At 35.3% G+C, this 22,783-nt stretch carries 18 protein-coding genes; 12 read left to right on the top strand and 6 right to left on the bottom strand.

The features are described from left to right. Positions 1–191 precede the first annotated feature (191 nt). Positions 192–1,955, bottom strand: a complete 1,764-nt coding sequence (rho, locus tag H8R24_RS02040; protein WP_187016745.1) for a transcription termination factor Rho — start codon at positions 1,953–1,955, stop codon at positions 192–194. A 184-nt stretch (positions 1,956–2,139) separates the two neighbouring features. Here rho and H8R24_RS02035 point away from each other — a divergent pair, with 184 nt between their 5' ends. The 3 genes from H8R24_RS02035 to H8R24_RS02025 all read left to right on the top strand — a co-directional run bounded on the left by H8R24_RS02035 (position 2,140) and on the right by H8R24_RS02025 (position 5,095). After that, positions 2,140–2,553 carry a DUF4293 domain-containing protein gene (locus H8R24_RS02035; protein ID WP_187016746.1) on the top strand — a complete coding sequence of 138 codons (414 nt, stop codon included), beginning with the start codon at positions 2,140–2,142 and terminating at the stop codon, positions 2,551–2,553. 149 nt (positions 2,554–2,702) lie between these two features. Beyond that, positions 2,703–3,365: a response regulator gene (locus H8R24_RS02030; protein ID WP_187016747.1), complete on the top strand. Its 663-nt coding sequence runs from the start codon at positions 2,703–2,705 to the stop codon at positions 3,363–3,365. Positions 3,366–3,445: 80 nt separating this feature from the next. Continuing rightward, a complete protein-coding gene (locus H8R24_RS02025; protein ID WP_225876750.1) occupies positions 3,446–5,095 on the top strand; it encodes a tetratricopeptide repeat-containing sensor histidine kinase in 1,650 nt (549 codons plus the stop codon). Here the strand turns inward: H8R24_RS02025 and H8R24_RS02020 are convergent, their stop codons facing one another. Next, on the bottom strand, positions 5,096–5,593 hold the full coding sequence (locus H8R24_RS02020) for a metallophosphoesterase family protein (protein ID WP_187016749.1): 498 nt from the start codon (positions 5,591–5,593) through the stop codon (positions 5,096–5,098). 153 nt (positions 5,594–5,746) lie between these two features. Between H8R24_RS02020 and truA the strand changes: the two genes are divergently transcribed. The 4 genes from truA to H8R24_RS02000 all read left to right on the top strand — a co-directional run bounded on the left by truA (position 5,747) and on the right by H8R24_RS02000 (position 11,881). Beyond that, positions 5,747–6,487 (top strand): tRNA pseudouridine(38-40) synthase TruA, encoded by a 741-nt coding sequence (gene truA, locus H8R24_RS02015; RefSeq protein WP_187016750.1) that lies wholly within the window; start codon positions 5,747–5,749, stop codon positions 6,485–6,487. A 109-nt stretch (positions 6,488–6,596) separates the two neighbouring features. Next, positions 6,597–8,357 carry an ABC transporter ATP-binding protein gene (locus tag H8R24_RS02010; RefSeq protein ID WP_187016751.1) on the top strand — a complete coding sequence of 587 codons (1,761 nt, stop codon included), beginning with the start codon at positions 6,597–6,599 and terminating at the stop codon, positions 8,355–8,357. A gap of 143 nt (positions 8,358–8,500) precedes the next feature. Then, on the top strand, positions 8,501–9,889 hold the full coding sequence (lpdA, locus tag H8R24_RS02005; protein ID WP_187016752.1) for a dihydrolipoyl dehydrogenase: 1,389 nt from the start codon (positions 8,501–8,503) through the stop codon (positions 9,887–9,889). Positions 9,890–10,252: 363 nt separating this feature from the next. Beyond that, a complete protein-coding gene (locus tag H8R24_RS02000) occupies positions 10,253–11,881 on the top strand; it encodes a long-chain fatty acid--CoA ligase (RefSeq protein ID WP_187016753.1) in 1,629 nt (542 codons plus the stop codon). A 91-nt stretch (positions 11,882–11,972) separates the two neighbouring features. On the opposite strand, the gene H8R24_RS01995 is transcribed toward H8R24_RS02000, so the two are convergent. After that, positions 11,973–12,815 (bottom strand): alpha/beta hydrolase family protein, encoded by an 843-nt coding sequence (locus tag H8R24_RS01995; protein ID WP_187016754.1) that lies wholly within the window; start codon positions 12,813–12,815, stop codon positions 11,973–11,975. A 403-nt stretch (positions 12,816–13,218) separates the two neighbouring features. Here H8R24_RS01995 and H8R24_RS01990 point away from each other — a divergent pair, with 403 nt between their 5' ends. Further along, positions 13,219–15,120, top strand: a complete 1,902-nt coding sequence (locus tag H8R24_RS01990; RefSeq protein ID WP_187016755.1) for an SPFH domain-containing protein — start codon at positions 13,219–13,221, stop codon at positions 15,118–15,120. Between the two features lie 111 nt (positions 15,121–15,231). Here the strand turns inward: H8R24_RS01990 and H8R24_RS01985 are convergent, their stop codons facing one another. Together H8R24_RS01985 and H8R24_RS01980 are read right to left on the bottom strand one after the other, a co-directional pair. Continuing rightward, positions 15,232–16,269: an RluA family pseudouridine synthase gene (locus H8R24_RS01985; protein WP_187016756.1), complete on the bottom strand. Its 1,038-nt coding sequence runs from the start codon at positions 16,267–16,269 to the stop codon at positions 15,232–15,234. Continuing rightward, a complete protein-coding gene (locus tag H8R24_RS01980; protein WP_187016757.1) occupies positions 16,259–16,876 on the bottom strand; it encodes a PASTA domain-containing protein in 618 nt (205 codons plus the stop codon). The genes H8R24_RS01985 and H8R24_RS01980 overlap by 11 nt, the downstream gene beginning before the upstream one ends. A 226-nt stretch (positions 16,877–17,102) precedes the next feature. Between H8R24_RS01980 and H8R24_RS01975 the strand changes: the two genes are divergently transcribed. From H8R24_RS01975 to H8R24_RS01965, 3 genes are all read left to right on the top strand, one after another. Next, entirely contained in the window at positions 17,103–18,071 is a 969-nt protein-coding gene (locus H8R24_RS01975; protein WP_187016758.1) for a D-alanine--D-alanine ligase, read from the top strand. Between the two features lie 68 nt (positions 18,072–18,139). After that, complete coding sequence (coaD, locus tag H8R24_RS01970; protein WP_187016759.1) at positions 18,140–18,598, top strand: pantetheine-phosphate adenylyltransferase; 459 nt, start codon at positions 18,140–18,142, stop codon at positions 18,596–18,598. A gap of 87 nt (positions 18,599–18,685) precedes the next feature. Continuing rightward, the gene (locus H8R24_RS01965; protein ID WP_187016760.1) at positions 18,686–19,264 is read left to right on the top strand and encodes a PhnA domain-containing protein; all 579 of its coding nucleotides are present in this window, start codon (positions 18,686–18,688) and stop codon (positions 19,262–19,264) included. A gap of 233 nt (positions 19,265–19,497) precedes the next feature. Here the strand turns inward: H8R24_RS01965 and H8R24_RS01960 are convergent, their stop codons facing one another. After that, complete coding sequence (locus tag H8R24_RS01960) at positions 19,498–20,844, bottom strand: DEAD/DEAH box helicase (RefSeq protein ID WP_187016761.1); 1,347 nt, start codon at positions 20,842–20,844, stop codon at positions 19,498–19,500. Positions 20,845–20,990: 146 nt separating this feature from the next. Here H8R24_RS01960 and H8R24_RS01955 point away from each other — a divergent pair, with 146 nt between their 5' ends. Further along, entirely contained in the window at positions 20,991–22,724 is a 1,734-nt protein-coding gene (locus H8R24_RS01955; RefSeq protein WP_187016762.1) for a M14 family metallopeptidase, read from the top strand. Positions 22,725–22,783 lie beyond the last annotated feature (59 nt).

Below are 22,783 nucleotides of genomic sequence, written 5' to 3'. Positions count from 1 at the left end.
GTATTGTTTGTTGTTGTATTAACATCTAAAAAACACTTATAATTAGACTTAAATATAAGAAAAAAGGAGTAGAAATCCATAGATATCTACTCCTTTTTAGGTCTTAATTTATTAGAAACACTTTTTCAGTGCCCTCCAATTTTGAGCGGATTTTTTTTATATCAAATTTATTCTATTCTCTTTAGTCTGAATTAATCATTCATCGAGATTAAAAACTCTTCATTATTTCTTGTTTGTCTGAATCTATCATTGATAAAACTCATGGCTTCAACAGGATTCATATCCGAAAGGTATTTTCTCATGATCCACATTCTTTGCAATGTTTTTTCGTCAAGCAACATATCATCACGTCTTGTACTAGATGAAGTCAAGTCGATAGCTGGGAATATACGTTTGTTAGCAATTTTTCTATCTAATTGCAATTCCATATTACCTGTTCCTTTAAATTCCTCGAAAATTACTTCGTCCATTTTAGAACCCGTTTCAGTCAATGCTGTTGCAATAATACTCAATGACCCCCCATTTTCCACGTTACGAGCTGCTCCAAAGAAACGTTTTGGTTTCTGTAATGCATTAGCATCTACTCCCCCGCTCAATACTTTACCTGATGCAGGTTGTACAGTATTATAAGCTCTAGCCAAACGTGTAATCGAATCTAATAAAATCACTACATCGTGCCCACATTCTACTAAGCGTTTTGCTTTTTCAAGAACAATATTTGCAATTTTAACGTGTTCTTGTGGTTCTCTATCAAATGTTGAAGCAATTACCTCACCACGCACACTACGTTGCATATCTGTAACCTCTTCCGGACGTTCATCAATTAATAAAACAATCAAATATACTTCAGGATGATTTGCTGCAATTGCATTAGCAATTTCTTTCAACAACATGGTTTTACCTGTTTTGGGTTGCGCCACAATCATACCACGTTGTCCTTTTCCTATTGGAGAAAACAAATCAATGATACGTGTTGAAATTGTACTTTGCCTTTCGGCCAAATTGAATTTTTCTGAAGGGAAAACCGGCGTTAAATGTTCAAATGAAACACGGTCGCGCACCACTTGCGGGTCGTGTCCGTTAATTTTTAAAACTCTAACTAAAGGGAAAAATTTCTCTCCTTCTTTAGGAGGACGTACTACACCTTTAACCGTATCTCCTGTTTTAAGTCCAAACAAACGAATTTGAGATGTAGACAAATAAATATCATCCGGAGAAGCTAGGTAATTATAATCTGAAGAACGCAAGAAACCATACCCATCAGGCATCATCTCAAGTACTCCTTCGCTTTCAATTATACCGTCAAATTCGAAATCAGAATCTCTAAAATTGTTCTTTTTATTTTTAAAATTAGGGTTTTGATTTTGGTTTTGCTTGTTTAATTGATTTGGATTTATTTTTTTGGTTGGCGCAACATTTTCTTCGCTAGCCTCAGCTGATGCTTCAGAAGTTGTCTCTGCTTGAGTTGCAGCTGCTGGTTGTGCTTCATTAGTTTTTACTTCTGCACCAGCCTCTTTATTCTTTTTTAATGCAATTTTCTTTTCGTAAGCGGACTTGCTGAATTTTACAATTTTACCTGGTTTTTTACCTGTACTTGCTTGTTCCGTTGCCGCTGCTTCTACATCTTCACTATCTGTAGCAACAACTACAGTTGTAGCTTCTTCAGCAGTATCTTTTGTTTTAACGATTTTAGCTTTAGGCTTTATTGCAGGAACCTTTTCAGCACTTTCTTCTTTATCACCAGCAGTAATTCTAGACCTTTTAGGTTTTTCATCCAAAGGTTTATCATTAGACTTACTCTCTGACACTGAATCAACACTAGTTTTTTGATGTTCAAGTATCTGCCCTATTAAGGTTTCTTTTTTCACACCGTTAAACTTTATGGTTTTAGCTGCTTTAGCTATTTGTTGAAGCTCAGAAAGCTTCATTTCTTTTAATGCAGAAATATCAAACATGAATGTTCTTGGAATTTAATTAATTTGGAAATACTATAAAAAGACTTGGTAGTAATTATTTTGCTATGAATTGACCGCAGTATGAAGTGCTTACGGTATTGTTGTGCAATAATACGAATAAAATTTAATGATACAATAGTATTTTAAAAAAAGAAAATATATTTTTGTACAACAAACAGAAACAATGATACAAAGAATACAGACTATATATTTAATCCTAGCTCTAATAATAACAGGAGCTTTACCATTCGTTTTTCCATTATGGAAACTGAGTACAGGGAAGGATTTTTATTTTATGTTGGATCAAGTTTATGTAGTTTTACTAGGAATTAGCACTACAATGACATTGATTAGTATCATGACTTACAAAAAAAGACAAAATCAATTTGTACTCAACAGATTGAACATAATATTAAATTTAATTTTATTAGGATTGTTTGTATATCGTTCACTAAATTTATCTGGAGAAGTTGTTCAAGTTTCTGAGAAAGGTATTGGGATGTTTCTACCTATTGTTGCTATCGTGTTATTAGTGTTAGCTAATAAGGCCATCAAAAAGGATGAAGATCTCGTAAAATCTGTGGACAGATTGAGGTAAACCTATAAACTTAGTTTATTAGTGCGAAGGAAACCCGAACATAACTGTTCGGGTTTTTTTGTGCTTCAAAATGAAGCATTATATATAATTTTCTATAACTATTGCAGTTCATATTTTTTTCGTAAGTTTGACTCAAGTTTAAACCAAACATGAGCAATAAAATTAGGATTCACCTAGCAGATGACCACCAAGTTCTACTTGATGGAATGAAAACTTTATTAAATACAGTACCAGATTTTGATGTAGTTGGATTTTCAATAGATGGAAACACCATTTACGAAGACGTTATAAACAACAAAGCAAGCATTCTAGTACTTGACATTAGCATGCCTAAAAAAGATGGTATACAAGTAGTAAAAGAATTCATAGCCAAAGGATTTCCTTGTAAAGTAATTATTCTTTCTAGCTATGATGACTTAAAAATCATTCAAGAAGTGATGAAACTAGGAGTAAACGGGTATTTAACAAAACAATGTGCGGGAGAAAATATTGTAGAAGCGATTCATGCAGTGACAAACGGAGAGGATTATTTTTGCAACTCAGTACGTGAAAAAATATTCAATTCGGCTACGCAAAATGTTACCAAATTAAATAAAAACAAGCCAAAAATTGATTTACTCTTGACGGGTCGAGAAATCGAAGTACTTACTTTAATCGCCCTAGAATATAGTGGTAAAGAAATTAGCGAATATTTATTTATTAGTTCTAATACGGTAGAAACACACCGTAAAAACATCATGAAAAAACTAAAAGCCAAAAACACTATTAGCTTGGTCAAATATGCACTGAAAAATAAATTAATCAAAGCCTAAACGCATTTTGATTTAAACTATCATAGTTATTGGATATGCTTACAAAAAAAAATATTTTCTTACTTTTTTTTCTACTTTGTTTGAGCACAACTTTTAACGCACAAACAAAACCGATCTCTCAAAAAAAAGTACTTGCTTTAATCAATGAAGCAACGGGACTAATGAAAAATGAGAAATACGAAAAATCATTAATCAAAGCCCGCATTGCTTTAACTAAAGCTATCGAAATTAATGATGATTACCTTATAGCAACCTGCTACAACACCATTGCTGCCAACTTTGATGGTATATCTGAATTTGAAAAAGCATATTTTTATTATAAAAAAGGCTTGGTATACGCCAATAAAACGGATAATAACGAATTAAAGAACTGGCTGTACAACAACTTAGGAAACATTTATTGTTTTGACAAAAAAGAATACAAAACCGGTATTTATTATTACAAAAAGTCTTTACAATACAGCCGAAAAATAGCCGACTCGAGTCAGATTGTGTTTACCAACTTGAATATTACTTGGGCCTACTTTGATATTGGTGATTTTAAAAGTGGTTATCCTTATTTGCAATTTACCAACAAATACAACTCTAAATTTGGAGATGAAAGCATTTGCGTAGCAGTAAACATGCTAAACGGAATGTACCACGGCCATCAAAACGAACCTGAAAAGGCAGCTTCATTTTTTGAAAAAGCAATCGAGCTGGGGATCAAAAATGATGAAAAATCGGATTTATCTTTTACGCATCAAGAATATTCAAAGTTTTTATTAAAACAAAAAGATTATAAAAAAGCATACGAAAACCTAGCGCAATACAATGTACTCACAGCCGAAATCAATAACGAAGAAAAAATAAAAAAAACCAATCTTGCTGGAATCAACCTTGAGATTGATGAATACAAGAGAGAAATAGACAATATTGAAACCAAATACGAAACCAAAGAGCAACTCTTACTTGATAGGCAGTACAAAAACAAACAAATTAGTATTATTATCATTTCGATACTCCTACTAATTCTAATTTTGTTTTACTTTTTCTTTCAAAACAACCAACTTAAAGAAAAAAATAAATACAAAAACATACAAAGCAAGATTCAACAAAATATCATTAACGCATCTGTAAGTGGTCAAGAAATTGAGCGCAAAAAAATTGCCGCCTTTTTACATGACAATATTAGTGCTTTATTATCATCGGCAGGTTTACATTTAAGTGTATTTAACGCCAAACATAAAATTGATTCAGAAGAAATCACTAAGATGAAGCAAATTTTGAATGAGGCACATGACAAAGTAAGAGATCTTTCTCACGAACTACTTCCCTCTTTGCTAGCCCGTTTTGGATTATACTATGCGTTAAATGATTTGTGCGAAAAAAATTCGAACTCTAGTATAACTTTTGAGTACTCTAGTCCTACAGAATGTAGTACGCGTTATAACGAAGATTTTGAAATGAAAATGTATTTTATTGTAACCGAACTCTTGAACAACATCATCAAACACAGTAACGCACAAAATGCTTCTCTTAACATCGAAGAAAAAAACAAAACACTCTACATCCATGTGCGAGACAACGGAAAAGGATTTAATATCGAACAATACAAATCTATCGAAGGATTTGGTCTTAATCAAATCAAAGCAAGAGTTCGTAATATTAATGGAGACATTATAATCAAGTCTAAAATCAAACTTGGTACTTCGATACAAATCCATGTCCCTATCACTTACATCGATTAATTACACTCGTTTTTCTATTTCTACAATTTCGAGATCTTTTATTTTATCGCCTTCGATCACAAAACGCAGCATAGTACGCACTTGGTGAAAACCACTTTTTCCGCATGCGCCTGGATTCATGTGTAAAAGATTATTTTTTTTGTCAAACATCACTTTTAAGATATGAGAATGTCCACAAATAAATAGTTTAGGCGGGTTTGCAGCCATTTCAGCTTTTAAACTTGGATTGTATTTGCCAGGATAGCCGCCAATATGCGTCATCCATACATCAACCCCTTCACACATAAAACGATTGTGTAACGGAAACTCTAATCGTGCCTTATCATCGTCAATATTACCATAAACGGCGCGTAACGGCTTTAGTTTTTTTAAAGTGTCAGTCACTACTAAATCTCCAATATCTCCGGCATGCCAAACTTCATCAGCCTGAGCAACATATTTCAAAATAATATCATCAATGTGGCTGTGCGTGTCTGAAAGTAGCAGGATTTTTTTCATCAGAAAAGTATGGTTTCAATAAATTAAAAGAAACAAAGGTAGTCCCTTTCGGCAAAAAAATAAATACTTAGCAAGACAACTTACACATTTAACCTTTTCTCAACATAAAAACTTTGTACCTTTGCATCTTTAAAACTTTGCCAACTTATTACCTTGAGATATTTTATAAAATTAGCATACAACGGAACCCAATACCATGGCTGGCAAATGCAGCCAAACTCGGCTTCGGTTCAAGAAACTTTAAACAAAGCCTTGTCTGTACTGATGAATGCACCTATAAACATTATGGGGGCAGGACGTACGGATACGGGTGTACATGCAAAGTTGATGTATGCTCATTTTGATTTTGAGACCTCATTTGATAGCGCCAAGTTAGTGCACAAACTCAACTCTTACTTGCCCAAAGATATTGTTGTTTATGATATTATTCCTGTTCATGATGACGCGCATACGAGATTTGACGCCACAAAAAGAACATACGAATACCATATCAACCCGTTTAAGGATGCTTTTTTACAAGAGCAGAGTTGGTACTTTTTTCAGAAACTAGATGTAGAATTAATGAATAAAGCGGCACAGTTATTATTTAATCATACTGATTTTCAATGTTTTTCAAAAGTAAATACGGATGTAAACACATTTGATTGTACCATTTATGAAGCGACATGGAAGCAAGAAAAAAACAAGCTTATTTTTACGATATCAGCCAATCGGTTTTTACGAAATATGGTGCGTTCCATAGTAGGAACTCTTGTAAATATAGGATTGCATAAAATAAGTCTCGATGATTTTAATACGATTATTGAAAATAAAAATAGAGACAAAGCTGGGTTTTCGGTACCGGCTCATGGTTTGTATTTAACCGAAATTGATTACGATTATATAACTAAATAGCCCTGATTGAAGTGGAAATCATTTTTATTTTTTTTCTTTACAAAAATAAAAATATTGAAGCGGAAAGCAGGAAATAGCTCCAAAACTGAACTAAATTCAGGTAAAAAAAATGAAAGCAAAAGCATTCGACACTCGATTATTCAAAAGAATATTACAATATACTAAACCGTATCAATGGCGTTTTAATGGCGTGATCGCATTTGCGGTTTCCTTATCTATTTTTGCGGCTTTACGTCCGTATTTGTTGAAGCAAACGGTTGATGGCTACATCCAGACCGAAGATGCGAAGGGACTTTTATTTTACATTACCTTGATGGGTATTGTATTATTATGCGAAGTTTTTTCGCAGTTTTACTTTGTATATTGGGCTAACTGGCTGGGGCAAGATATTGTAAAGGACATTCGAACCAAACTTTTTAAGCACATTTTAAGCTTTAGAATGAAGTATTTTGACTTGGTTCCAGTGGGACAATTAGTGACGCGATCCGTATCAGACATTGAGTCCATTGCTCGTATTTTTAGTCAAGGTTTGTTTATGATTATTAGTGACTTGATGAAGATGTTTGTGGTACTGCTATTTATGTTTTACATGAACTGGAAACTAACATGGATTGTTATTGTGGCCATGCCGATTTTAGTATTTATTACTCGGATTTTTCAGCGCAAAATGCAAGTTGCCTTTGAGGAAGTACGTACACAAATTGCCAATATGAACTCTTTTGTTCAAGAGCGAGTGACGGGAATGAAGATTGTGCAATTGTTTAATCGCGAAGATATTGAGGCTGAAAAATTCAAAGAAATCAATGATAAACACAAAAAAGCATGGATCAAAACCATTTTATACAACTCGATTTTCTTTCCCATTGCTGATATTATTTCGTCACTAACACTTGGTTTTATAGTGCTTTACGGAGGAATTAAAATTTTGAATGGAGATAATTTTACCACTTTTGGAGATTTATTCTCCTACACCATGTTTATTGGAATGTTGTTTAATCCTTTGCGCCAAATTGCCGATAAATTTAACGAGATGCAGCTGGGAATGATTGCTGCCAATCGTGTTTTTGAGATTATAGATACGCAAGATCAAATTCAAGATACTGGAATTATTGAAGCTCCAGTTTTTGAAGGAAACATCACTTTTAAAGACGTTCGTTTTAGTTATATTCCTGATGAGGAGGTAATAAAAGGGATCAATCTAGAGGTAAAAGCGGGACAAACTGTAGCTATTGTAGGTTCGACAGGTGCTGGTAAATCGACTATTATTAATTTATTGAACCGTTTTTACGAAATCAATAGCGGTACTATTTTTATTGATGATACCAATATTGAAAAGTATACATTAGGTTCTTTACGCAAGCAAATTGCAGTAGTTTTACAAGATGTTTTTCTGTTTGCTGATACGATTTACAACAACATCACTTTGCATAATCCATCGATTACTAGAGCAGATGTTTTGGCTGCAGCCAAAGAAATAGGTGTTCACGATTTTATTATGAGTTTGCCTGATAATTATGATTTTGACGTAAAAGAGCGTGGTGTAATGCTATCATCTGGTCAGCGTCAATTGATTGCGTTTTTGAGAGCTTATGTAAGTAATCCAAGCATTTTGATTCTGGATGAAGCTACATCATCGATCGACACCTATTCAGAAGAATTGATTCAAGGCGCTACTGAAACTATAACGCAGGGCCGAACGTCAATTGTAATTGCTCACAGGCTTGCCACAATTGTAAACGCCGATAAAATTGTAGTAATGGACAAAGGTTTAATTGTAGAACAAGGAACACATCAAGAACTAGTCAATCAAGAAAGTGGGTATTATAAAAACTTATATGATTCTCAATTTAGTGTTTCAAAGGAAAGTTAATTGAAATACCTACAACACTATACTGGATTAAAATTCGACGAAATGATTTAACAAAAAACTTTCGCATTAACTTTATTTATGTTTTAGAAAACAGAATAATTCCTTAAATTCGCCAAATCAATTAATTTAGAAAACTTATAAAAATGAAATACGATATCATTGTTTTAGGAAGTGGTCCAGGTGGATATGTTACTGCCATTAGAGCATCACAATTAGGGTTTAAAGTTGCCGTAATTGAAAAAGAAAACTTAGGTGGTGTATGTTTGAACTGGGGATGTATTCCTACCAAAGCATTACTTAAATCTGCGCAAGTTTTTGATTATTTAAAACACGCTTCAGATTACGGATTGACTGTTTCATCATTTGACAAAGATTTCCCTGCTGTAATTCAACGCAGCCGTGGTGTTGCCGCTGGAATGAGCAAAGGAGTTACTTTCTTGATGAAAAAAAATAAAATTGACGTGATTAATGGTTTTGGAAAAGTAAAACCAGGTAAAAAAATTGACGTTACTGACAAAGACAATAAAGTTACCGAATATAGCGCTGACCATATTATCATCGCTACTGGTGCGCGTTCACGCGAGTTACCAAACTTGCCACAAGATGGAGAAAAAGTGATAGGTTACCGTCAAGCAATGTCGTTACCTACTCAACCTAAGAAAATGATCATCGTAGGTTCGGGTGCAATTGGAGTAGAATTTGCACATTTTTACAACTCAATGGGAACTGAGGTTACTATTGTTGAATTTATGCCAAATGTAGTACCTGTTGAAGACGAAGACATTTCTAAACAAATGGAAAAATCGTTAAAAAAATCGGGGATTACGGTAATGACTAACGCCTCTGTTGAAACAATTGATACAACTGGAAACGGAGTAAAAGCATTTGTAAAAACAGCAAAAGGTGAAGTAGTTCTTGAAGCTGATATTTTACTTTCGGCTGTTGGGATCAAAACTAACATTGAAAACATAGGACTAGAAGAGGTGGGTATTGCTGTTGATAGAGATAAAATCTTAGTAAATGCTTACAACCAAACAAATATTCCAGGTTACTACGCTATTGGTGATGTAACTCCAGGACAAGCTTTAGCTCACGTGGCTTCGGCAGAAGGAATTAACTGTGTAGAAAAAATTGCAGGAATGCACGTAGATCCTATTGATTACGGAAACGTACCGGGTTGTACTTACGCAACTCCAGAAATCGCATCTGTAGGTTTGACTGAAAAACAAGCTAAAGAAAAAGGATACGAATTAAAAATTGGTAAATTCCCGTTCTCAGCTTCTGGAAAAGCGCAAGCTTCTGGAAATTCAGATGGTTTTGTAAAAGTAATTTTCGATGCCAAATACGGAGAATGGTTAGGATGCCACATGATTGGCGCTGGTGTTACTGATATGATTGCTGAGGCAGTTGTTGCTCGTAAACTAGAAACTACAGGACACGAAATCTTAAAATCAATCCACCCTCACCCAACAATGAGTGAAGCGGTAATGGAAGCTGTTGCTGATGCTTATGGTGAAGTAATTCACTTGTAAGAGTCCTATCGCGGAACAATAAATTTATTCCATTTAAATATCAAAATCCGATTTGCGAAAGCGAATCGGATTTTTTTTATAGCTATTATTGGCGTTGTACCTTTGCGCCGCACTTTTATACTTCTTTTGAAAAAAAACAGTTTTGTTTATTAACTTCAATTCCATTTGGCATTAATCGCAAAAAAAAATAATATCATTTTATGATTCTTAAAATCTAATCTGAGTAAAAAAAGACTAAATTAGCAAGAGGCATACTCAAGTTGATTCACAAACTGTACAAAGCTACCCTAGTGTAAGTCAAGCAACACAATCAATTATATGCCCTCCCACAATTAGACTTAAAAAAAATTAAAATTTTTTAGAATGGAAAGCTTAATGATGAATTATCCGCTTACAACAACTACTATTCTTGAATATGGCAACAGCGTTTACCATTATAAAAAAATTATAACTTATTTACCAGATGGAGAAAGGCACGAATACTTTTTTAGCGATATGTACAAACGCTGTAAAAAACTAGCTAATGCCTTGACCCAAAAACTGGGAATTAAAAGCGGAGATATTGTTGGGACATTTGCTTGGAATCATTACGCCCATGTCGAATTATATTATGGCATTTCCGGCATTGGAGCTGTTTGTCACCCCATCAATATTAGGCTTTCAAGTAGTCAAACAGAATACATCGTCAATAATTCTGAGGACCGCGTTATTTTTGTGGATGCAACCTTAGTCCCATTACTCGAAAAAATTGCACCTTTACTTGAAACAGTAGAGTACTACGTACTATTAAATGCTCCCAAAGATTTTAAAACAACCTTACAAAATACAATACAGTACGAAGATTTACTGGCAGAGCAGTCAGAAGAATACCAATGGCCAATACTAAACGAAAATGACGCCTGTGGCATGTGTTACACAAGCGGAACAACGGGTTTACCAAAAGGTGTTTTATACTCACACAGGTCGACTTATTTACATGCTACTAATATTATAACGCCTAATGCCGGTAATTTCAGTAATGAGGATACATTATTATTAATTGTTCCACAATTTCATGTCATGGCTTGGGGATTTCCCTACTTATGCTTGTTGTCTGGATCAAATATGGTGCTACCTTCCTCTAATTTACAACCTGAGGCGCTCATAAATATGCTACAAGCAGAGAAAGTTACAAAAGCAAATGGAGTACCTACAATATGGCTGGGTATCTATCATACCATGAAGGAAAACCCACCAAAAGAAAAACTAGCACTTAAAGAATATCTAGTTGGCGGTTCTGCCCTACCCAAGAGCCTTATTGAAGGATTTGAAAAAGACTTTGGAATAAAAGGGGTACAAGCTTGGGGCATGACTGAAACATCCCCTTTAGGCACCGTTTCTAGATTACAGCTTCAACACAATCACTTATCCAATAATGAAAAGCTAGACATTCGCGCCAAGCAAGGATTTGCTTTTCCTGGAGTGGAAATTAGAATCATGACGGATGAAGGAACTCTAGCTCCATCAGATGGTAACACCATGGGAGAATTACAAATTAAAGGTGCTTGGGTCATCAATTCGTATTTTAAAACTAATAATCTGGACAGTTTTACTGCTGATGGTTGGTTTAAAACCGGTGACGTAAGCACTATCGATCCTGATGGCTACATGGAAATTAAAGACCGCACCAAAGACCTCATAAAAAGTGGCGGTGAATGGATTTCTAGCGTAGCATTGGAGTCGGCATTAATGGCACACCCCAACATCCGCGAAGCAGCTGTAATCGCTGTTCCAGACCAAAAATGGGTCGAAAAACCACTTGCTTCTATTGTATTAGTCAATAAAGAAAAAAATACTACAGCTGCCGAATTAATAGCATTTCTAGACCGAGAGTTTGTAAAATACCAAATCCCAAAAGACTATGTCTATCTCGATGAAATCCCAAAAACAAGTGTGGGTAAATTTGACAAAAAAGAGATTCGAATACTTTTTTCAGAAGGCAAACTTAAATAGTAACTATACTTGATAAATTCCTGAGAAACTGTTATGCCGTAGCAACCCAAAAGTTCTATTTATAAATAATAATATGTAAGCTAGCCTCCAACTAGATCAAAAAATCCTTGGTTACACGAACCAATTCTTGAGTGTGCTCTGGTAATTCTGTTGCCGCATAAGGATGCGAACCACCAAAAACATGATTGGCATCGACTATAACATGATTTTTTGCTTTAAAAAAATATTTCTTTAGCAAATTGAATTCGTCCATTTTTACAGCCTGATCATTCGTTCCCTGAACAATCAAATATGGGATTTGGAGTTTTTGACTCGCATTAACCAAACTGTATTTTTCTTTATTATTTTCCAAATCATCCAAAACGACTATGTCCAAAGGCATCATTTGGTTGGTTCTCGCATTTTTAATATACTGAACATTCTCAGCTATCCACTTGTTCTTGAAATTTGAATTCCACGAACGATGAAAATCAAACGGACTTGCCCAGGTACAAACTTTCTTGATTTTAGTATCGTATTGTGTGCAATACAGTAAAGCCGAAACCCCACCCTTACTATGACCTATAATATAAATAGACTCGGTATGTATTGCAGGTAATTTTGTTGGTAATACACCAACTATAAATTGCTCCACACTTTCAATATCTTGCATTTCTTTTCCCAAAGTATTGATCGAAAACTGATCAAGAGCGGTAAATTCGACCGAATCTTCAAGCCCCATTCCATTATGCGAAAAATTAAATTTTAAAAAAGCAAAACCATTATCCACAAAGTAATCAGCCACTAGCTGCCAACATCCCCAATCTTTAAATCCCTTGAATCCGTGACAAAAAACAATTACCCCTTTTTGCTCCTGAGTTTCAGAATAGCTTAAATCTGCAACAAATTTTTGCTTTGACGCGCCTTCGAGTATAAATGTTTTATTTAATATCATGATTTTCGTTATTATAGTTTAATATCCTTGTCAAGCAAAGGTAAGAAGCAGATTAAACTAATTCAACTGTAAAAAACTAATAATCAAAAAAGTTATCTTAAATAGCTCCTGACACCATCTTGAATAAAAATTCCAACATACCAATCCATTCCTACTAATCGGATTTTTCAGTGATAAACATTCCTAAACGGCTATTTATAAAAACTGACTTTAAAATTGTTAAAATCCAAAAAAGAAATCATAGTTGACAAACCTAAAAATCGTGTCGCAGAATGACAATTTCAATCGTTAAAAATGATGATTTTCGAAAATAAAAAAGCCAAAACAGCCAAATGTTAAAATTTTACGATTTTTATTTTAACAGGAAAAATTAACGGTAATTTTGTAGTCTAAATTATAAATTATGACAACAATTATTGACTCTCTTTGGTGGATACTACCTGTAGTTTTTTCCATCATTTTTTACAAATTCGTTTTGCGTGTTTTCTTTGGGATGGTTATTGTACCCGAAAACAAAATTGGTTTAGTAACCAAAAAATTCGTGCTTTTCGGTGCCGATAAATCTTTGCCAGATGGCAGAATTATTGCGACCAAAGGAGAAGCTGGTTACCAAGCGCGCACCCTTGCTCCAGGACTATACTGGATGATGTGGATTTGGCAATACTCTGTTGACATGACTTCATTTACTATTATCCCTGAAGGCCAAATTGGTTTGGTTCTCAGTAGAGATGGAAAAGAAATCCCTACAGGTCGTATTCTGGCTCGTCGAGTAGATAGTGACAACTTTCAAGACGCTACCTCATTCTTAAACAATGGCGGTCAAAAAGGGCGTCAAACAGCCTTCATTACTACGGGTTCATACCGTATCAATACTTTTTTATTCGAAATTGTTATTGTAGAACAAATCAAGATCTTTGAAAACATGATTGGAATTGTAACTGCTTTAGATGGTGAACCGATCCCTCAAGGACAAATCGCTGGTAAGAACATCGACGGACATAATAATTACCAAGATCTGGATGCGTTTCTAGACAAAGGAGGAAATCGTGGATTACAACCTCAAGTGATGCTTGCTGGATCTTATTACATTAACAGTTGGGGAATCCAAATCGAACAAAACCCAATGACCGATGTACCTATCGGATATGTAGGTGTCGTGATCTCGTATATTGGTGAAGATGGAAAAGATGTAACCGGAGACACCTTTAAACACGGAAACATAGTTTCAAAAGGGCAACGCGGTGTATGGATGGAACCTTTTGGACCAGGTAAATACGCTTTAAACAAATACACCACTAAATTAGAATCAGTTCCTACAACAAACCTTGTACTAAACTGGGCCAATGCTAGAAGCGAATCACACGATTTAGACAAAAACCTATCTACCATAACGGTACGTTCAAAAGATGGTTTCCCTTTCAATCTGGATGTGTCACAAATCATTCATGTACCCGCTAATGAAGCGCCAAAAGTAATTGCGCGTTTTGGTAGTATGACAAACCTTGTTTCTCAAGTACTAGAACCTACAATTGGAAACTATTTTAGAAACTCGGCCCAAGATAGTGATGTAATTTCGTTTTTAAGCACACGTAAAGAGCGCCAGGAATCGGCTAAGAATCATATCAAAGCTGTTCTTGACGAATACAATGTAAATGCAGTAGATACGTTGATTGGTGATATTGTACCTCCTGATTCATTGATGAAAACCTTAACCGACAGGAAAATTGCCGAAGAAGAGCAAAAAACCTATCAAACACAGCGTATGGCGCAAGAGCAAAGACAAGGTGTCGAGAAAGAAACCGCTATTGCAGATATGCAAAAAGAAATTGTAAAAGCATCACAAAGTGTCGAAATCGCACAGCGTACTGCCGATGCAACGGTTAAGAAAGCCGAAGGTGACGCAACGAGTTTAAAACTAAACGTAAATGCCGAAGCGGAAGCTACAAAAATGCGTGCCAATGCCGAAGCCGAAGCGACGAAAGCCAGAGCGGGAGCACAAGCCGAAGCTACCAAATTGAACGCGAGCGCCGAAGCCGAAAAGATTTCGAAAACAGGATTAGCCGAAGCCGAAAAAATCATGGCTATCGGTAAATCGACTGCCGAAGCCTACCAACTTCAAGTCTCAGCAATGGGCGGCGATAATTTTACTAAGTACAAAATTACTGAAGAAATAGGAAAAGGAAATATCAAGGTTATTCCAGATGTGTTAATCACAGGTGGTAATGGCTCTGATGGTGGCATCAGCGGACTGTTAGGCATGAAAATGATGGAAATGATGGACAGTGATTCTAACAAGAAAAAATAAACTATTGCTTCTACTTAAACCGAAAAATCCCTTTTGCTCACGCAAAAGGGATTTTCTATTTATAGGAACACTAAACTAAGAGCCGAGTATTTCTAAAAAATTCTAATTCTTTTATTCTTCCTCCGATAAATGAGATTTAGAATAGCCTCTCCATTTTTCAACACAATCTTGAAAATCTTGTGGAAGTTCTGTATCAAAACGCATTAGTTCCTTAGTTACTGGATGCACAAAACCAAGTGTTTTAGCATGTAAAGCTTGTCTTGGAAGTACTTTAAAGCAATTATCAATAAACTGCTTGTACTTAGTAAACGTAGTTCCTTTTAATATCAAATGTCCGCCATAGCGCTCATCATTAAATAATGGATGTCCAATATGTTTCAAGTGCGCACGAATTTGGTGTGTACGTCCCGTTTCAAGTTGGCATGAAATCAAAGTCACATACCCAAAACGTTCCAATACTTTGTAATGCGTAATTGCAGGTTTTCCAATCTCTGGATCGGCAAAAACGGCCATTTGCATGCGGTCTTTCAAGTGACGAGCCAAGTTTCCTTCGATCGTACCACTTTCTTCCGCTACATTACCCCAAACTAAGGCAATATATTCTCTCTCTGATGTTTTAGCCTCAAACTGTTTGGCTAAATGAGTCATTGCAGCTTCTGTTTTGGCAATTACCAACAATCCAGATGTATCTTTATCAATACGGTGAACAAGTCCAGGACGTTCACTACTATTCATTGGCAAATTATCAAAATGGTACGCCAATGCATGCACTAAAGTTCCAGTATAATTACCATGTCCAGGATGCACGACCATTCCTGGTTCTTTATTGATCAACAACAAAGCATCATCTTCATAAACAATATCCAACGGAATATTCTCCGCAATGATATGATTTTCATACGGTGGATGCGTCAACATCACACGCACCACATCCAGTGGTTTTACTTTATAATTAGACTTAACAGTCGCATCATTCACAAAAATATTACCCTCTGTTGCAGCAACTTGTATTTTATTTCGGGTCGAATTTTGAATCAAACCCATTAAATATTTATCAATACGCACAGAAGTTATCCCTTTAGGAACTTCAAATTTAAAATGTTCGTACAATTCTTCTTCTAAGTCAACCGACTCTACATTATTGTTCATTAGACTCTTCTTCTATTGGAGTAGCAATACTATCCGTTCTTATATCTTCTTCATAACTTGCTTTCCCGTCTCCTAAAACTAGATCAATTTTAGACGATTTCAAGACTTTATCACCCGGCTTGATGTTTCTTCCTTTGTAACGCATTTCCAGCACCATATCTTTACCTAAATTAGGGATATAAGTAATCGTACCTTCTTCCAGACCTAAAGCCTTCAATGTAGGCACTGCCTCACGGTATGTTTTCTCAATTAAATCAGGCACTTTCACTGATGAAAATCCCGATGAATTAATTTTAATATACACTTTTCTACCTTCTTTCACTTTCGCTCCAGGCAATGGATCTTGTTGAACCACACTGTATTTAGGATAATCACTTCTGTAATCTACACTATCAAGCAATACATAATCCAAGTCTAAATCATCCAGTTTTTCTTCCACTTGTTCCTCTGTAAGCTTGCTTAAATTAGGCACCGAAATCTCATTTCCGTGATTAGTAGTAAAAGTCAACCAGTGTATAAACAGATAGCCCAACACGGCAATAATCGAAACCGCGATGAATACTTGCAAAAGAAACACACGGCTAGTAAGGTATTTACGTAAACTCATAAATTATTTTTTATATGGGCAAAGATATAGCTATTTCGTTTCAAAAAAAATGATAATTTTGTTTAAGCAAAAAATACACTCGTATATTTGGAGCTATTTCCCGCTATTCGCTTGTATCTTTTCTTTTTTAAAGAAAAAAAGAAAAGGATACCGCTACTATCGGGGCTAAAAAAAATCGATCCTAACTACAAAACACAATTAGTGTTTCAACATTAAACAAGATAAAATGAAAAATATTGCCATTATCATGGGTGGTTATTCCAGCGAATACAAAATCTCATTAATCAGTGGAAACGTAGTCTACCAATTTCTTGACAAAACAAAATACAACGGATATCGCATTCACATTTTTAAAGAAAAATGGGTCTATGTAGATGATAATGAAACCGAATTCCCTATCGATAAAAATGATTTCTCGGTAACGGTAAACGGAACCAAAATAAAATTCGACTGCGTATTCAACGCCATTCATGGAACACCAGGAGAAGACGGACTCATGCAAGCTTATTTCGAGTTAATCGACCTGCCACACACTTCATGTGATTATTATCAAGCCGCTTTAACCTTCAACAAAAGAGATCTTTTATCGGTTTTAAAACCATACGGAATCAAAAGCGCAACTTCTTATTATTTAAACAAAGGAGAACATATTGACACAGCAGCCATTGTAAGTAAACTAGGTTTGCCTTGTTTTGTAAAACCCAATAAAGCAGGTTCAAGTTTCGGAATTTCAAAAGTAAAAACCGAAGCCGAATTACCTATAGCCATCGAAATCGCTTACAAAGAAGATAACGAAATCATCATTGAGAGCTTCCTTGACGGTACCGAAGTTTCGGTAGGTGTAATCAATTACCAAGGAAAAACAACCGTTTTACCCATCACTGAAATCGTATCCGAAAATGACTTCTTCGATTATGAAGCCAAATATCTAGGACAATCACAAGAAATCACACCTGCTAGAATCTCTGACGAAATGACTCAAAAAGTAGGAGATATTGCTAAACGTGCTTACGAAATTCTGCGTATGAAAGGATTTTCTCGTTCGGAGTTCATAATCGTAGACGGTGAGCCATTCATGTTAGAAATGAATACAATTCCAGGTTTAACCACCGAAAGTTTAATTCCACAACAGGCCGAAGCTGCCGGAATTTCATTAACAGACTTGTTTACAAACGCAATTGAATTGTCCTTATAACTATTCTATAAAACTGGTGCTGGTTTCAACTTGAAACTTGAAACCTATAAACTTGAAACTTTTCAAAAATGAAAAAAGCCATCTTCCCTGGGTCATTTGACCCCATTACGCTAGGACACGAAGACATTATCAATAGAGCACTTCCTCTATTTGATGAAATCGTGATTGCTATAGGTGTTAATGCCGAAAAAAAATACATGTTTTCACTAGAAGAACGACAACGTTTTATTGAGGAAACTTTTAAAAACGAACCAAAGGTTACCGTCATTACCTATGAAGGTTTGACCATCGATTTGTGTCACCGTATAAAAGCCGACTTCATTTTACGTGGTTTGCGCAATCCAGCCGATTTTGAGTTTGAAAAAGCCATCGCCCACACCAACAGACATTTGTCCAAAATTGAAACCGTATTTCTATTAACAGCTGCTCGAACGTCGTACATCAGTTCCAGTATCGTGAGAGATGTGCTTCGCAACGGAGGAGAATATCAAAAATTAGTTCCAAAAGCAGTACGTGTCAAAAAATAAAATCATTACCCATAAGTAAGAAAAAATCATAACTTACAACAATTACAGAATAACTGTAATTTTACAGCATCAAATTAAAAACCAACAATGAGTATAGAAAGAGAATTAAGCAAGCGCAGTGGATCACAATGTGAATTATGTACAGCTACAGAAAACCTAAAAGTATATGAAGTTTTACCAACTAAAAAAGGAGGACTTGACGAGGCTATTATGGCTTGTGCAACTTGTATTGACCAAATTGAGAATCCAGGGCATGAAGATCTAAACCATTGGAGATGTTTAAATGACAGCATGTGGAGCGAGCATACTGCAGTACAAGTGGTTTCTTGGAGAATGTTAAGCCGTTTGCGTTCGGCAGGATGGCCACAAGAATTAATTGACCAAATGTATTTTGACGAAGACACTCTTGCCTGGGCGCAAGCTACAGGTGAAGGAGAAGATGACGAAAACAAAATAATCCACAGAGACGTTAACGGAGTAATTCTAGAAGTAGGTGACTCAGTTGTTCTAATAAAAGACTTGAAAGTAAAAGGTTCAAGCATGGTGGCAAAACAAGGAACATCAGTTCGTAACATCCGTTTAGATCATGAAAATGCCGAATACATCGAAGGAAAAGTAGACGGACAAACCATTGTGATCATTACACAATACGTGAAGAAACTATAGTTTTTTTTTAGTGAATCGTGAGAAGTAAAAAGTGAATCGGATTAGGATTCGATTATCAAGATTATCGCTTTCACTAAAAACACAACTCTTTAAATAAAAAAAAACGTTATCAGTAAATTTACTGCTAACGTTTTTTTTTATATTTATAGACAAGTCGAAAATTGCTTTTTTTTAAATGAACACTAAATACTGAAAACTGATTACTTTTCACGATTCACTTTTTACTAAAAAAACTACTCCTCCTCTTTCTTAATTACTTTTCTAGCTACTTCAATTTTGAATTTCTTGCCTTTCATCTTTTCATCCTTGATATTGTGCAATAAATCTTTTACTTTATTGAATTTTACGGCCGCAAAAGAGATAAAATCTTTCACTTCAATTAATCCCAAGTCTCCTTTTTCTAATTTTCCTTTTTGAGAAAAGAAACCTACAATATCAATTTTGTTCAATTTGTTTTTCTTTCCACCACTGATGTAAATAGTTTGAAATTGTGGCGGTTTAGGTAAAGTTGTGCCATTTTCGATCGAAAAAACGTTCATACCATAATCGATATAATCCATTTTTTTCTCGCTTTCGTGTGCCACTACATAAGCAGTTCCCGAAGCTGTCATACGAGCAGTACGACCGTTTCTATGCGTAAATTCGTCTTCCTTAGAAGGCAAATGATAGTGAATCACGTGGTTCATTTCAGGAATATCTAATCCACGAGCAGCAAGATCAGTAGTAATTAAATAACTCACACTTCCGTTTCTAAACTGGATTAAGGCGCGCTCACGCTCATCTTGATCCATTCCTCCATGGTAATACGTCGCGTAAATTCCTTTTTCATTCAAAGTGTCACTTATGCGCTCTGCGGCGTCACGGTGGTTACAAAAAACAATAGCCGATTCCGACTTTAAAGAGCAAATCAAGCTGAATAAACTACCTATTTTGTCTTTTTCTTTTGAAACTACTAATTTCATCGAAAGATTTGTTTCTACTTCGTGTTCCGGAATAAAGTCAAGAATCGTTGGGTTAACCACTCTTGTATATTTAGGAATCTCAATATCTGAAGTTGCAGATACTAGTACACGTTTGTTCAACTTTGTTAATTTCCCAATGATAAATGACATTTGCTCATGGAATCCCAGTTGCAATGATTTATCAAATTCATCTAGAATCAATGTTTGAATTTTATCTACACGAAAAGTTCCTCTATCGATATGATCGGCAATACGTCCTGGAGTTCCAATTAAAACTGCCGGTGGATTGCTTAAATTCTTGATTTCAGTATCTATTGAGTGACCGCCGTAACATACATTCACTTTATAATCAGTACCCATTTTTTTCCAAACTTGTTCAATTTGCAATCCTAATTCACGAGATGGAACTAGAATTAAACATTGAACTGATAGAATTTCGGGTTGTAGCATTTCAAAAATAGGCAATAAAAAGGCTAATGTTTTACCAGAACCTGTAGGTGACAACAACAGTACATTATTGTCATTTAATATCGCATCTTGTGCAACTTCTTGCATTTCGTTTAGACTTTCAATGCCTAAATTCAATAGTATATTGTTAGAATGGTGCTTCTTATTCATTTTTTTTTATTTGTGCAAAGGTAAAATGAATTCTGCATTTAAAATGACGAAATAGCAATTTTATCACAAACTTCGCATTTATCACCATGCAAAAACTAAAACAATTACAAAATAATTATATTTGATATCCATAAAATAGATCAACCATGAGATTTTCAAACCTACTTTTACTTCTCTTGACCACAACGGTTTTTGCACAAAAAGACCTTAGCTACCCTACAGTTTTTGAACAAGGAAACGGCAACCAATCTGCTACTTATCAAGAAACCATTGCTTATTATGAACTCTTGGCACAAAATTTTCCAACAATTCAAATAAAAAAAATGGGACTCACAGATAGCGGACAACCACTCCACATTGTAATTTTTAATGCTGAAAAGAAATTCAGCTTTGAGACTATTCAACAAAACAAAGCGGTTTTATTGATCAACAACGGTATTCATGCTGGAGAACCAGACGGCATTGACGCGACCATACAATTGTACCGAGATTTAGCTTTAGGAAAAATAAGCAGCCCGAAAAACACTGTTGTTGTTACCATTCCCGTTTATAATATTGGTGGTGCACTCAATCGCAATGCTACCTCCAGAGCCAATCAAGACGGCCCAGAACTGTACGGTTTTAGAGGAAATGCCAGAAACTACGATCTAAATAGAGATTTCATAAAAGCAGACACCAGAAACACTGCTAGTTTTGCCGGCATTTTTCAGCTTACGAATCCGGATGTTTTTATAGACAATCATGTTAGCAATGGAGCGGATTATCAATACAAACTTACCTACATCATGACGCAACAAAACAAAATAGGTTCCATTATAGGAAACTATTTAGACCAAGAAATGATGCCTGCCTTAGTTGCTAGTTTACAAAAGAAATCTCTAGAAACTACACCTTATGTCAATGCATTTAGCGAAACACCAGACCAAGGTTTTGCCCAATTCTTTGATAGTCCAAGATATTCTACCGGCTATACATCACTATTTAATACCATTGGGTTTGTAGTTGAAACACATATGCTTAAAAAATATAGCGAGCGCGTAAAAGCGACCTATGAATTTATGCGAAGCACCATCGATTATACAGATGCAAACTTTAAACAAATAAAACAAAAAAGAGTAGCAAACCAGTCGTTGTACTTACCAGGAGCAAACTACACCATAAAATGGGCGCTAGACACTACAAAAATTACTCCTTTTACCTTCTTAGGCTTTGAAGCAGGGCATAAAAAAAGTGAAGCCACAACGGCAGATCGATTGTATTATGACCGTACAAAACCTTTTAAAAAAGAAATACCTTATTTAAAAGAGTACCAACCTACCAAACAAATCAAGATCCCTAAAGCTTATATTATTCCGCAAGGGTTCTGGAACATCACGGCTCTGTTAAAAAACAATGGCATCGAATACCAAGAATTAAAAAAAGATAGTACAATAACCGTTGAAAGCTATCGCATAGCCGATTATAAAACCGCTACTTCAGCATACGAAGGCCATTACCTGCATCGTGACACCCAATTAACAACACAAAAAAGAGAGGTAAAATTTAGTAAAGGAGACTACGTTGTTCCTACCCAACAAGAAGGAGTAAAATATATTATTGAAACACTAGAGCCAGAAGGAATTGATTCCTTTTTTAATTGGAATTTCTTTGACACCATGTTACAACAAAAAGAAGGTTTTTCGGACTACGTATTTGAAGATACTGCTGCCTTACTTTTAAAGGAAAACCCCAAACTAAACGAAGCAATGCGACAAAAAATGATTCAGGATACCACATTTGCCAAAAACCCAGAAGCACAACTAGACTGGATTTATAAAAACTCTGTTTACTATGAGAAAGCGCATTTGCAATACCCGATTTACCGTGTTCTAGCACCATAGTAGTCTCTAGAAACGGGACCGCATGAAGGATAGCAGCAAACCGCCAACGCGGTGCGTAT

Origin of the sequence: Flavobacterium muglaense (assembly GCF_014305155.1) — a bacterium.
Classification (GTDB): Bacteria; Bacteroidota; Bacteroidia; order Flavobacteriales; family Flavobacteriaceae; genus Flavobacterium; species Flavobacterium muglaense.
Note: the sequence above shows the minus strand (reverse complement) of the source record. Positions and strands in the feature narration are given on the sequence as shown.